The organism is Pseudomonas sp. GW822-FHT02E03 (genome assembly GCF_058802325.1).
This window is the reverse complement of sequence record NZ_JBXAOA010000005.1, coordinates 213,803-226,992: the sequence shown is the minus strand read 5'-3', so window position 1 is coordinate 226,992 and position 13,190 is coordinate 213,803. Positions and strand designations below refer to the sequence as shown.

General features: G+C 58.0%; 13 protein-coding genes. 11 read left to right on the top strand and 2 right to left on the bottom strand.

Annotated features, from left to right (window positions below; genetic code table 11):
• Positions 1–121: 121 nt before the first annotated feature.
• Positions 122–1,786: an electron transfer flavoprotein-ubiquinone oxidoreductase gene (locus tag AC1RQB_RS06350; protein WP_063341157.1), complete on the bottom strand. Its 1,665-nt coding sequence runs from the start codon at positions 1,784–1,786 to the stop codon at positions 122–124.
• 547 nt (positions 1,787–2,333) lie between these two features.
• Here AC1RQB_RS06350 and AC1RQB_RS06345 point away from each other — a divergent pair.
• The 10 genes from AC1RQB_RS06345 to AC1RQB_RS06300 all read left to right on the top strand — a co-directional run bounded on the left by AC1RQB_RS06345 (position 2,334) and on the right by AC1RQB_RS06300 (position 11,851).
• Positions 2,334–3,083, top strand: coding sequence for an electron transfer flavoprotein subunit beta/FixA family protein (locus AC1RQB_RS06345; RefSeq protein ID WP_007942046.1), 750 nt, complete (start codon positions 2,334–2,336; stop codon positions 3,081–3,083).
• Entirely contained in the window at positions 3,084–4,013 is a 930-nt protein-coding gene (locus AC1RQB_RS06340; RefSeq protein WP_063341156.1) for an electron transfer flavoprotein subunit alpha/FixB family protein, read from the top strand.
• 106 nt (positions 4,014–4,119) lie between these two features.
• Positions 4,120–4,956, top strand: coding sequence for a substrate-binding periplasmic protein (locus tag AC1RQB_RS06335; RefSeq protein ID WP_008073147.1), 837 nt, complete (start codon positions 4,120–4,122; stop codon positions 4,954–4,956).
• Positions 4,957–4,965: 9 nt separating this feature from the next.
• Positions 4,966–5,322 carry a DUF4398 domain-containing protein gene (locus AC1RQB_RS06330; RefSeq protein WP_008073146.1) on the top strand — a complete coding sequence of 119 codons (357 nt, stop codon included), beginning with the start codon at positions 4,966–4,968 and terminating at the stop codon, positions 5,320–5,322.
• The gene (locus AC1RQB_RS06325; RefSeq protein WP_007903897.1) at positions 5,319–6,131 is read left to right on the top strand and encodes an OmpA family protein; all 813 of its coding nucleotides are present in this window, start codon (positions 5,319–5,321) and stop codon (positions 6,129–6,131) included. The genes AC1RQB_RS06330 and AC1RQB_RS06325 overlap by 4 nt, the downstream gene beginning before the upstream one ends.
• 210 nt (positions 6,132–6,341) lie before the next feature.
• Positions 6,342–7,781 (top strand): aminotransferase-like domain-containing protein, encoded by a 1,440-nt coding sequence (locus AC1RQB_RS06320; RefSeq protein ID WP_007903895.1) that lies wholly within the window; start codon positions 6,342–6,344, stop codon positions 7,779–7,781.
• Between the two features lie 87 nt (positions 7,782–7,868).
• Positions 7,869–8,336, top strand: coding sequence for a hypothetical protein (locus AC1RQB_RS06315; RefSeq protein ID WP_063341155.1), 468 nt, complete (start codon positions 7,869–7,871; stop codon positions 8,334–8,336).
• Between the two features lie 158 nt (positions 8,337–8,494).
• Positions 8,495–8,749 carry a YkgJ family cysteine cluster protein gene (locus AC1RQB_RS06310; protein ID WP_008075147.1) on the top strand — a complete coding sequence of 85 codons (255 nt, stop codon included), beginning with the start codon at positions 8,495–8,497 and terminating at the stop codon, positions 8,747–8,749.
• Between the two features lie 41 nt (positions 8,750–8,790).
• The gene (locus AC1RQB_RS06305; protein ID WP_063341154.1) at positions 8,791–9,393 is read left to right on the top strand and encodes an START domain-containing protein; all 603 of its coding nucleotides are present in this window, start codon (positions 8,791–8,793) and stop codon (positions 9,391–9,393) included.
• Positions 9,394–9,757: 364 nt separating this feature from the next.
• On the top strand, positions 9,758–11,851 hold the full coding sequence (locus AC1RQB_RS06300; RefSeq protein WP_063341153.1) for an LTA synthase family protein: 2,094 nt from the start codon (positions 9,758–9,760) through the stop codon (positions 11,849–11,851).
• 60 nt (positions 11,852–11,911) lie between these two features.
• On the opposite strand, the gene AC1RQB_RS06295 is transcribed toward AC1RQB_RS06300, so the two are convergent.
• Positions 11,912–12,064, bottom strand: a complete 153-nt coding sequence (locus AC1RQB_RS06295) for a DUF3309 family protein (RefSeq protein ID WP_008012020.1) — start codon at positions 12,062–12,064, stop codon at positions 11,912–11,914.
• Between the two features lie 293 nt (positions 12,065–12,357).
• On the opposite strand from AC1RQB_RS06295, the gene AC1RQB_RS06290 reads away from it, so the two are divergent.
• Complete coding sequence (locus tag AC1RQB_RS06290) at positions 12,358–13,173, top strand: SDR family oxidoreductase (RefSeq protein WP_008075150.1); 816 nt, start codon at positions 12,358–12,360, stop codon at positions 13,171–13,173.
• Positions 13,174–13,190: the final 17 nt, after the last annotated feature.

Here is a 13,190-nt window from a genome sequence, read left to right as displayed (position 1 = left end):
GGGTGACTGATGCACCGCATTCGCGAGCAAGCCCGCTCCCACAGTGGTTTTGTGTCGTTGCTTAAATCGCAGGCAACAAAAAGGCCCCCATGTCGGGAGCCTTGATGTTCAGCGAGTCAACTTACATGTTCGGGTAAGTCGGGCCGCCGGCACCTTCCGGCGCCACCCAGGTAATATTCTGCGCAGGGTCCTTGATGTCGCAGGTCTTGCAGTGAACGCAGTTCTGGGCGTTGATCTGGAAGCGCTTCTCGCCGTCTTCCTGGGTGACGACTTCGTACACGCCGGCCGGGCAGTAACGCTGGGCAGGTTCATCGTACATCGGCAGGTTCTTGGCGATCGGAATGCTCGCATCGGCCAGCTTCAAGTGGCAAGGCTGCTCTTCTTCGTGGTTGGTACCCGAGATGAACACCGAGCTGAGTTTGTCGAAGCTGATCTTGCCGTCCGGTTTCGGGTAGTCGATCTTCTTGCAGTCGGCCGCCAGTTTCAGGCAAGCGTAATCCGGCTTGGTGTCGTGCAGGGTGAACGGCAGTTTGCCGCCGAACCAGTTCTGGTCGATGTAGTTGAACGCCGCGCCGAGAATCGGGCCGAATTTGTGCATCGCCGGGCCGAAGTTGCGGCTGGCGAACAGTTCGTCGTAGAGCCAGCTCTTCTTGAAGGCGTCGACGTAAGTGGTCAGCTCTTCGGTGCCATCCTTCTCAGCGAACAGCGCGTCGGCCACGGCGTCAGCGGCGAGCATGCCGGACTTCATCGCGGTGTGGCTGCCTTTGATCTTGGCGAAGTTCAGGGTGCCGAGGTCGCAACCGATCAGCGCGCCGCCCTTGAAGACCATTTTCGGCAGCGAGTTCAAGCCGCCTTTGGAGATAGCACGCGCGCCGTAGCTGATGCGCTTGCCGCCTTCCAGGTATTGCTTGAGCACCGGGTGATGCTTGAGGCGCTGGAACTCGTCGAACGGCGACAGGAAGGTGTTGCTGTAGGAAAGATCGACAATCAGGCCGACCACCACCTGGTTGTTTTCCAGGTGATAGAGGAACGAGCCGCCGGTGTTCTCGGTGCCCATGATGTCCAGCGGCCAACCGGCGGTGTGGACCACCAGGCCTGGCTGGTGCTTGGCCGGGTCGATTTCCCAGATTTCTTTCAGGCCGATGCCGTAATGCTGGGCGTCGGCTTCGCTGTCGAGGTTGAAGCGCTTGATCAGTTGCTTGCCGATGTGGCCACGGCAACCTTCGGCGAACAGCGTGTACTTGGCACGCAGTTCCATGCCCGGGGTGTACAGGCCTTCTTTCGGATTGCCTTCGCGGTCAACGCCCAGGTCGCCGGTGATGATCCCGCGAACCACGCCGTTCTCGTCGAACAGTGCTTCCTGGGCGGCGAAGCCCGGGTAGATTTCCACGCCCAGGTTCTCGGCCTGCTGAGCCAGCCAGCGGCACAGGTTGCCCAGGGAGATGATGTAGTTGCCTTCGTTGTGCATGGTCTTGGGCACAAAGAGGTCAGGAATCTTCTGCGCGCTGTCGGCGTTTTTCAGAACGAAGATGTCATCGCGTGTGACTGGCGTATTCAGCGGCGCGCCGAGTTCTTTCCAGTCCGGGAACAGTTCGTTCAGGGCGCGTGGTTCGAACACGGCACCGGACAGGATGTGAGCACCGACTTCGGAGCCTTTTTCGACCACGCAGACGCTGATTTCCTTACCGGCTTCGGCGGCCTTCTGCTTCAAACGGCAGGCGGCGGACAGGCCAGCGGGGCCGGCACCGACGATGACCACGTCGAATTCCATGTATTCGCGTTCCACAGGCTATCTCCTACTCAAGGCTCAACAGTTTTTTTCTAATTGGAGGTTTGGCGTTGCATCCATTATTTCCTCCGGCAACGGTCGGAAGGGATAATGGATGACCCACCTTTCTCTCTAGGTGGCGCATTATATCTACACCACTCCTAGCGTCCAATACAAACGTTTGTTTGAATTGGCTCAAAGCCAGATAAATCAAAGTCACCGCGGCTTATGAGTGGCCATTTTGCCGTATTGACCGGAATAGGCGTTCCGGTCAAGATACGGTCGGTTTTGCGCTCGCCGTAGGCTGACTGTTGGTTTCAAGAGCACCTCTAAAGACAGGGCGATGGCAGTACAAGGTGATGCGCCGCGCAGGTTTTTCGCGCAGTTTACACGCCGCGATAATGAATGACTCGTCGGTCACCACTGACGAACGGTTATCCGCCTCGTGAGCAACGTTCACCCGATACACCTGCCAGCGTTTTTAGAGGTGCCCTTGTGCCGATGAGCATCAACCGCCAGGTTCGCCTAGGCGACTTTCTTTTCACCGGAGAGTAACGAGGAATCCATGAAGGTTCTTGTAGCTGTCAAACGCGTTGTGGATTACAACGTCAAGGTTCGTGTCAAGGCGGACAATTCCGGCGTCGACCTCGCTAACGTCAAGATGTCGATGAACCCATTCTGCGAAATCGCAGTGGAAGAAGCCGTACGTCTGAAAGAGAAAGGCGTTGCGACTGAAATCGTCGTCGTCTCCATCGGCCCGTCCACCGCTCAAGAGCAACTGCGCACCGCGCTGGCTCTGGGTGCCGACCGTGCCATCCTCGTCGAATCCGCTGAAGATCTGACTTCCCTGGCGGTTGCCAAGTTGTTGAAAGCTGTTGTCGACAAGGAACAGCCTCAGCTGGTGATCCTCGGCAAACAAGCCATCGATAGCGACAACAACCAGACTGGCCAGATGCTCGCTGCATTGAGCGGCTACGGTCAGGGCACGTTCGCTTCGAAAGTCGAAGTGTCCGGCGACAGCGTTGCCGTGACCCGCGAAATCGACGGCGGCGCGCAGACGGTTTCCCTGAAACTGCCGGCCATCGTCACCACCGACCTGCGTTTGAACGAGCCGCGCTACGCGTCTCTGCCAAACATCATGAAAGCCAAGAAGAAGCCTCTCGAAGTGCTGACTCCGGACGCTTTGGGCGTTTCCACCGCCTCCACCAACAAGACCGTGAAAGTCGAAGCGCCGGCTGCACGCAGCGCGGGTATCAAGGTCAAGTCGGTGGCTGAACTGGTCGAGAAACTGAAAAACGAAGCGAAGGTAATCTAAATGACTATCTTGGTTATTGCTGAACACGACAACAAAGTACTGGCCCCGGCCACGCTGAACACTGTGGCTGCTGCCGCCAAGATCGGTGGTGATATCCACGTTCTGGTTGCAGGTCAGGGCGCTGGCGCCGTGGCTGAAGCCGCGGCGAAAATCGCTGGTGTGGCCAAAGTGCTGGTGGCCGATAACGCCGCCTACGCTCATCAACTGCCGGAAAACGTCGCTCCGCTGGTTGCAGAGTTGGGCAAGGGCTACAGCCACATCCTGGCTGCCGCTACTTCGAACGGCAAAAACATCCTGCCGCGCGTTGCCGCAAACCTGGACGTTGACCAGATCTCCGAGATCATCTCGGTCGAAAGCGCCGACACCTTCAAGCGCCCGATCTACGCCGGTAACGCCATTGCTACCGTTCAATCGAACGCTGCGGTCAAAGTGATCACCGTGCGTGCCACCGGTTTCGACCCGGTTGCCGCTGAAGGTGGTTCGGCTGCCGTTGAAGCGGTTGCGGCTGCTCACGACGCTGGCACTTCGAGCTTCGTTGGCGAAGAGTTGGCCAAGTCCGATCGTCCGGAACTGACCGCTGCCAAGATCGTCGTTTCCGGCGGTCGCGGCATGCAGAACGGCGACAACTTCAAACACCTGTACGCCTTGGCTGACAAGCTGGGCGCTGCCGTCGGTGCTTCCCGCGCCGCGGTCGACGCAGGTTTTGTACCCAACGACATGCAGGTCGGTCAGACCGGCAAGATCGTTGCTCCGCAGCTGTACATTGCGGTCGGTATTTCCGGCGCGATCCAGCACCTGGCCGGCATGAAAGACTCCAAAGTGATCGTTGCGATCAACAAGGACGAAGAAGCGCCGATCTTCCAGGTGGCCGATTACGGCCTGGTGGCAGACCTGTTCGAAGCCATCCCCGAGTTCGAGAAGCTGGTCTAATCCGGCGTCTTGACTTATAAAGAGCCCGACCTTTTGGTCGGGCTTTTTTTTGTGCTTCTGTAGGAGCTCCTACGGGCGAAAATATTGGGTTGTAGGGAGTGTTCCCATGGATTTACGCCGCGTGTGTGGCTGGTCATTACTGCTGGGGCTGACGCTGTTGCCGGGGCTATCCATAGCCGCGGGCAAATGTGAGCGCCTGGTGGTGACCGGTAGTCCGGACGCGCCGCCGTATCTGTGGCAAGACCCGCAAAACCCCAAGTACCTGATAGGCGCCAGCGCCGACCTGTTGCAGCAAGTGGCGGGGGAGTTGGGCATCAAGGTCGAACTGCTTTATGCCGGCAAGCGCTCCCAGGCCCTGGACGAAGTGCGCAGCGGACGAATGGACATGCTGGCCGATGCGCCGTTGACGGTCAGTGAGCTGGAAAATCTGGATTACATCCATCCACCGCTGCTGGAGAACGATTACCTGGTCTGGACTCGCAACGACTCGCTACTGGTCTACAACGAAGCCCAGGACCTTCACGGTCATCCCGGCGCCTTGTCAGAAAAGGCTCGAGTAACAACGTCATTTGGCACTTTCGCCGAGCAGCAATTGACTCTGGTTCGCACGCCCAATCTCACCCAGGCCTTTCAGAAGTTGCTGCTGAACGAGGTGGAATTTGTCCTCGCCGGACGCTACTCGGGCATGGCCTTGGTGCAAACGCTGGGGATGGCCAATGACTTGATGGCCCACCCACACCCCATCGACAAACCGGGCCTGTATCTTGCAGTTTCCCATAACTCTGCCTGCAACGATCCTTGGTTGCGCGGACAGCTGGCTAAAAAGATGACAGAATTGCCCGCGTCCGGACTGACAGAAGCTGCGCTGCTGCGCAATATCGAGCGTTGGAAAGCGCAACGCTCACAACCGCAGCCACAACCTGTCAGTACCCCAAAACAGTAGGGATTCTTAGTGAGTATTCGACCTCTTTTCGCTGCCCTGGCCGTTCTGGCTCTGGCGGGTTGTGCAGCCGATCCGGCGCCGAATGAACAAATACGCCTGACCGAACAGGCCCTCGAACAAGCCAAGGCCGTGGGTGCTACCGCCGACGAAGTGCCAGAGCTGAAGCTGGCTGAAGACAAGTTCAAGCGTGCCAAGGGCAACATGGCCGACCAGTCCTTCAAGAATGCGCGCATGCGGGCCGAGCAGGCTGAGCTGGACGCGCGACTGGCCGAAGCCCGGGTTCTGACCCTCAAGAGTGAGGAGCAGTTGAACGTGCTCAATACCCGCATCACTCGTCTGCGCAAGCAACTGGGAGATGCCCAATGAGCCTGAAAACCAAAGCACTCGGCGGCTTGATCCTGGCCGGTTGCGCAAGCCTTTATGGTTGCGCTGGTCAACACAGCGAAGCCGCAATCCAGCAGGCCGGCACTGACTTTCAGAAGGTCAAGGAAGACTCCAATGTGCTGCGCATTGCGCCCAAAGACGTGATCCGTGCCGGCGAGTCGCTGGCCCGCGCCGATCGTCTGTCCAGCTACTGGGGCAGCGGTTCTGACGTTGTGCATTACGCCTACCTGAGCCGGCGCTACAGCGAAATCGCCCGGGAACACACCAATCAAGTGCTCAACGAGGAACGCGCGGCGAAGCTCGAACTCGAGCGTCAGCGCCTGCAACTGGCCCTGCGTGAGTCCAAGTTGCTCAGCGTGCAGCAACAGGGCAAGTGGCTCGAAGAGCAGATCGTGGCGTTGGCGACTACCCAAACCGACCGTGGCCTGGTGATGACTCTGGGCGATGTGCTGTTCGATACCGGTGAAGCAGAGCTGAAAAGCTCGGCAAACCGCGTGGTGCTGAAGATCGTCCAGTTCTTGCAGCTCAACCCCAAGCGCGTGGTGCGGATCGAAGGCTACACCGACAGCACTGGCGGTAAACAGGAAAACCTCAAGCTGTCCCGCGACCGTGCGCAATCGGTGGCTGACGTGCTGATGGACCTGGGCATCGACGACAAACGTATCAAAGTCGAAGGCTACGGCGATGAATACCCGGTGGACGTGAACGCCTCAGAACGTGGTCGTGCACAGAACCGTCGGGTGGAAATTGTGTTCTCCGACGAAAAAGGCCAGCTCGGCGCCGCCCGCTAAGGGCTGCGTTACTGGAAAACCCGGCCTGTCAGCAGTGCCGGGTTTTTTTGTGCCTGCCAATTGCCTCGCGATTCCAGTAAAAACAGTACAGTTTTTGCTGACACTGCACTGTACGGTCGACTATTGTGGCAACTGTCCCAGTACACTTCTAAACTGTTCCGGTATTGTTTCACACAAGAATAAAATGCCCGTGAAATCGAGTGCTGCGTCATGACCAATCTCTTGCTCTACCAACGTATTGCTCAGCAACTGGCCGAAGACATCCGCCGCGGTGTCTATCAACCGGGGGAGCGCGTGCCTTCGGTGCGCAAGATGAGCTCGCAGCTCAACGTCAGCCATGCAACGGTGTTGCAGGCCTACGCCAACCTTGAAGATCAGGGGTTGATTCGTGCCCGGCCGCAATCCGGTTACTACGTGCACCAGACGCCGGCGCTCACGGCGCCAACCCCGGACATTGCACGGGTCGAGCGACCTGGCCTTGTCACGCGCAGCAGCATCATTCAGCAAGTCCTGGTCGAATCCCGCCGCGAAGGCGTCTTCCCGTTGGGCGCCGCCGTACCGAGCGTTGACTATCTGCCGGTGCGGGCGCTGCATCAGCAACTGGCCAAAGTTACCCGTTTCCATAGCCCGCGGGCGTTCAGCTACATGTTCAGCCCCGGTTTCGAGCCGTTGCGTCGGCAAGTGGCAATTCGCATGCGCGACGCCGGTGTGGTGGTCGACCCGTCGGAAGTGGTGATTACCCACGGCTGCGTCGATGCGTTGCAGATGTCTCTGCGCGTATTGACCCGGCCGGGCGATCTGATCGCGGCCGAGTCGCCAACCTATTACGGTTTGCTGCAGCTCGCCGACCTGCTGGGGCTGAAAGTCATCGAGATCCCCAGCGATCCAGCCACCGGCATGAGCCTCGAAGCCCTGCAATTGGCGGCCAACCAGTGGTCGATCAAGGCGCTGGTGCTGACCACGCGCCTGAGTAATCCCTTGGGCGGCACCATGCCCGAAGAGCGGCAGAAACAATTGCTGCGCCTGGCTTCGGATTTCGATATCCAGGTCGTCGAAGACGATATTTACGGCGAACTGATGTTCGAGCAGGGTCGCACCAAATCGCTCAAGGCCTACGACCGACTGGATCGGGTGATCTATTGCTCCAGCTTCTCCAAAACCCTGTCGCCCGGTGTGCGCATCGGCTGGATGATTGCCGGCAAGTACCAGCAGGAAATCCAGCGCTTGCAGACCTTCAGCACCCATTCAGCCTGTAGCGTCACGCAAATGGGCATAGCGGCCTATCTGGAGAACGGCGGTTACGACCGGCATTTGCGCTACATCCGTCAGGAGTACCGCAAGAACCTCAGCGCTTTTCAGTTGGCGGTGCAGCAGTACTTCCCTGAAGGGACGCAGATGACCCGGCCCACCGGCGGCTTCATTCTGTGGGTCAGCCTGCCGGGGCGGGTCAACACGCAGGAACTGCATGTGCGTGCGTTGCAGCAGGGCATCAGCATTGCGCCGGGGCTGATTTTCAGTAACACCGAGCAGTTCAATCACTGCATTCGCCTGAACTGTGGCATCCCCTGGAACCGCGAGGCCGAGCGTGCATTGATGACGTTGGGTTTGCTGGCGACGCAACTTTGTCAGGAGACGGCGAGCGGTTTTTGAGCGGCTGGGCAGTTCTGAACTGGCCGCTTGTCTTGTCGTCTCCAACAGGCGAGCATATAGCCTTCTGCCGTTCACACCGTTGGGTCCATGAAGCCGATTTTTCCTGCCGCCTGGTTGTTGATCTGCCTGTTAATGACCTGTCATCCGGAAGGCGTCATGGCGGCTTCCGTTCAGGAAAAACCGACAGCCAGCACCACCGAGAAAAAAACGGCAGCGGTCAAAAAGGCCGCACCGGCCAAAAAGAAGGCTGCGGCGGTCAAAAAACGTTCCCCCATTGCTTCCAAGTCGAAACCGGCCAGTGAAGTCGTGAAAACCAAACTCCCTTCCGCAAGTCTCGACTTGAGCTTACCCAAGGACATGGTCGAAGAATTGAAGCCGGTCGGCACGGTAACCTTGCCCCGACACGATGCGCTGTTGCCGCAAATGTTCGGTGAAAAGAGCAGCCCGTTCCAGCTCAACGGACGCCTGCTCAGCAACGAGATGCAGCTGCAACTGCGCAATGAAGAGCGTCGGGAAGTTGAAGGCGCGGCGCTGGAATTCGAGTTCAAGCAGTAAATCCCTCCCATTCGTGACCCGCGGACCAGACGCTTTGTCGGAGACTGGTCAGTCACGTTCGTTTCAACGAAAAAACCCGGGCTCAGGTAATTTTAAACAGTCGTTTTAGCCGTTACTCTGTGCCACGTCCCTTTACCCGTCGCGAGGAGCTTGTCGTCATGAGATGCCGTGAAGGCTGTGGCGCCTGTTGCATTGCCCCTTCCATCAGTTCGCCGATTCCCGGAATGCCCAATGGCAAAGCCGCCGGAGAGCGTTGCATACAGCTGTCTACCGATAACCTGTGCAGCATTTTCGGCAAGCCGGAACGTCCTGCGGTGTGTTCGGCATTTGAAGCCGATGTCGAGGTCTGCGGAAGCAGCAGCGACGAAGCGATCAAGTTGCTGGGCTGGTGGGAGCAAATGACGGCCGCGTGATGGGTTCAACGAACGGAACTTCAACAATAAGGAATAAGACTATGGGTTCGCTGCATCGTATGGCTGTGCTGTGTGGTTTGACGGTTTTACTGGCCTCCACGGCCCAGGCCGAAGAATGGAAAACCGCCAAGGAAGAAGAGGGCATCAAGGTGTCCTTGAGTGAAGTGGCCGGTTCCCAATACAAGGCTTACCGTGGCGTGACCGTCATGAAGACCACCATGGCCAAACTGCGTGCATTGCAGGAAGACGTGCCGGGTGCCTGTGCATGGATTCACGAGTGCAAGACTCAGAAGTTGCTCAAACATGAAGGTAACCAGAGCTGGACCTACACCCAATTCAATACCCCTTGGCCGGTCACTCCTCGCGACTCCGTATTGCATGTCACCACTGTTGAAGGCGCCGATGGCAGCCTGACCCGCGAGTTGGAAGGGCAGCCCAAGTACGTCCCGGAAGAAAAAGGTTTAGTACGGGTGGCCCAGGTCAAAGGTTTCTGGAAGCTCGTGCCTAAGGGCGATCAAGTCGAAGTGACTTATCAGGCCCATACCGAACCCGGCGGCAGCGTGCCGTCGTGGTTGGCCAACAAGTTTGTGGTCGATGCGCCGTTCAACACCCTCAAAGCCCTGAAAGAACGCGCCGAGAAGTAACCGCGTATACTTTTGATAATGCCCGTTCAACAGCGCCCCGATTTGATCGGGGCGTTCGTGTTTTTACCAAGGGACGGGGCTTTATTTTGTTTCTGGATATGCGTTGAACGAAATTTTCACAAAGCCTCCAAGACAATTCACTCGCGTCCCAATGAGTCAGCCCGCAACTTTGCACCACGTCTCTTGTCCCACAACGCTACAAGCGACAGTCGGTCCTGCGGGTCAGTAATCAATGGTAATGCCGCGGTTGATCGTGCAACATTTGCGCACCGCGCAAGCCCGCTCCCACAGGTTAACCGACCAGCATCAGGCAAGGCGCCGCTGTATTTTTGAAACTTCAACTTCCAATGGGTCCTAAAACGACATGGCAAACCCGGACGCCCTGAGTCAGCAGCGAGCTTCTAGTCGCCTGCTGCAACCGACCGTCAAATCGCATCTGGCCTACACGCTATTGTGTGCCTTGGTCATGATGGTCATGTTCAGCCTGCTGCGCGTGGCGCTGCTGGTCTACAACAGCTCGATGATCCTCGACACACCGGCCTCGACCTTTCTGGAAGCGTTCGCCAACGGCCTGCGTTTCGACTTGCGCCTGGTGGTTTACCTCAGCATTCCGCTGCTGCTGGCCCTGTTCAGTGCCAGGGCCATGGCCGCTCGCGGGTTCTTCCGGTTGTGGTTGACCGTTGTCTCGAGCATCGCGCTGTTCCTCGGCCTGATGGAGATGGACTTTTACCGCGAGTTCCACCAGCGCCTCAACGGTCTGGTCTTCCAGTACGTGAAAGAAGACCCGAAAACCGTGGTGAGCATGCTCTGGTACGGTTTTCCGGTGGTTCGCTACCTGCTGGCCTGGGCCGTGGGCACGTTGATTCTGACGCTTGCGTTCAAGGGCGCCGACCGCGCCACGCGTCCTCGCGGGCCGTTCAGCGGTGGCAGCATCAGTACGCGGCAGGTCGCTCCGTGGTATGCGCGTGGCATGGTGTTCGTGGTCTGCCTGCTGGTCTGCGTGGTCGCCGCTCGTGGCACTCTGCGTCAGGGCCCGCCGATGCGTTGGGGTGACGTTTACACCACCGACTCGAACTTCGCCAATCAGTTGGGCCTCAACGGCACGCTGTCGTTGATCGCAGCGGCCAAGAGCCGGCTGTCCGAACATCGCGACAATGTCTGGAAAGCCACACTGCCACAGCCCCTGGCCCAGCAGACCGTGCGCGATTTGTTGTTGACCCCGAGCGACAAGCTGGTCGATCCCGAGACCGCCGCGGTGCGTCGCAATTTCAGCCCCGACACCAACAAGACACTGCCGATCAAGAACGTCGTGGTGATCCTGATGGAAAGCTTCGCCGGTCACTCGGTGGGCGCTCTGGGTCGTCCGGGTGAAATCACGCCGTACTTCGACAAACTGTCGAAAGAAGGCCTGTTGTTCGATCGTTTCTTCTCCAACGGCACCCATACCCACCAGGGCATGTTCGCCACCATGGCCTGCTTCCCGAACTTGCCGGGTTTCGAATACCTGATGCAGACGCCTGAAGGCAGCCACAAACTGTCCGGCCTGCCGCAGTTGCTCAGTGCCCGTGACTACGACGATGTGTACGTCTATAACGGCGACTTCGCCTGGGACAACCAGTCGGGCTTCTTCAGCAACCAGGGCATGACCAACTTCATCGGACGTAATGACTTCGTCAACCCGGTGTTCTCCGATCCGACCTGGGGTGTGTCCGACCAGGACATGTTCAACCGTGGCCTGGAAGAATTGAAGGCCCGCGATGGCAAGGACAAGAAGCCGTTCTATGCCTTGCTGCAAACGCTGTCCAACCACACGCCGTACGCTTTGCCGACGCCATTGCCGGTGAAGCCTGTGACCGATCGCGGCAACCTCAACGAACACTTGACCGCCATGCGCTATTCCGACTGGGCGTTGGGTCAATTCTTCGAACAGGCCCGCAAAGAGCCGTATTTCAAGGAAACCCTGTTTGTGGTGGTCGGCGACCACGGTTTTGGCAACGAACAGCAGATCACTGAAATGGACCTGGGTCGTTTCAACGTGCCGATGCTGCTGATCGGGCCGGGCGTCCAGGAAAAATTCGGCCAGGTCGACCATACCGTCGGCACCCAGATCGACATCGTGCCGACCATCATGGGCCGTATTGGTGGAGAGGTGATTCAACAATGCTGGGGTCGCGACTTGCTGAACCTGCCGGAAGGCGACAAGGGGTTTGGCGTGATCAAGCCGTCGGGCAGCGATCAGACGGTCGCATTGCTTACCGGGGATCGCGTGCTGGTACTGCCCAAAGAGATGCCGCCGAAGTTGTATCAATACGAACTGGGCGCCAATCCGAAAGGTGAAGTGATCCCGGCATCGGCTGATGAAGCGGCGCTCAAGCAGAAGCTCGAGTCGTTCATTCAGACGGCCACCAAAAGCCTGATCGATAACACCGCCGGTGTGGTTGACGGCAAACCGGACTAAGTTTTACCGGAATAGAAAAGAGGCCCTTCGCAGGGCCTCTTTTTTTTGCCGGCAAAACCTTTATATCTTGCCGAGTAGCAGCAGGATCAATAGCACCACCAACACCACGCCGATGATACCGGACGGGCCATAACCCCAACTTCTGGAGTGCGGGAAGACCGGCAGACCACCTATCAGCAACAGGATAAGAATAACGATAAGAATTGTGCCCATGTCTGTTTCCTTGTTGGAAGCGTTGTGGATTGACCTAGCGTTTTAGCGATCAGCTGGACTTGTATTAATCCTAGCTGCTTACAAAATCCGACTCATGGATATGAAGAAAGATTCCAGGTTTTTTTAATGTATTTGGAAAGCACGTTTATTTCTTTTACTGCGTCTCAAAGTTGAAACAGCCGAACCGCGTCATGATTCATCGTCGGCCATTCAGCACTCTGATGGAGCGTGGGTCGCGCATTATCCTTCGCTACACTCGGCGCATCTTCCCCGGAACAACAAGGCTGTTTGCTATGCAAAATCGCATGATGATCACTGGCGCGGGCTCAGGCCTGGGTCGCGAAATCGCGCTGCGCTGGGCGCGTGAAGGCTGGCAGCTGGCCTTGTCGGATGTCAGTGAACCCGGCCTGCAAGAAACCCTGAAGCTGGTTCGCGAAGCCGGCGGTGACGGTTTCATCCAGCGTTGCGATGTGCGCGACTACAGCCAGCTGACGGCGTTTGCCCAAGCCTGTGAAGAGAAGTTCGGCGGCATCGACGTCATCGTTAACAACGCCGGCGTGGCCTCGGGCGGGTTCTTCAGTGAATTGTCGCTGGAAGACTGGGACTGGCAGATCGCGATCAACCTGATGGGTGTGGTCAAGGGCTGCAAGGCCTTCCTGCCGCTGCTGGAGAAAAGCAAAGGCAAGATCATCAACATCGCCTCGATGGCCGCACTGATGCAAGGTCCGGCCATGAGCAACTACAACGTGGCCAAGGCGGGTGTGGTGGCTTTGTCCGAAAGTCTGTTGATCGAACTGGCCCACGAGGAAGTCAGCGTGCATGTGGTCTGCCCGTCGTTCTTCCAGACCAACTTGCTGGACTCTTTCCGCGGCCCGACTCCGGCCATGAAAGCCCAGGTCGGCAAGTTGCTGGAAAGCTCGCCGATCACCGCCGCCGACATTGCCGATTACATCTATCAGCAGGTCGCCGCCGGCGAATTCCTGATTCTGCCTCACGAACAGGGCCGCATGGCCTGGGCGATCAAACAGAAAGATCCGCAGTTGCTCTACAACGAAATGACCGTGATGGCCGACAAAATGCGCGCCAAGGCCAAACAATCCGCAGGCTGAACTTGCCCGTGCGCAAG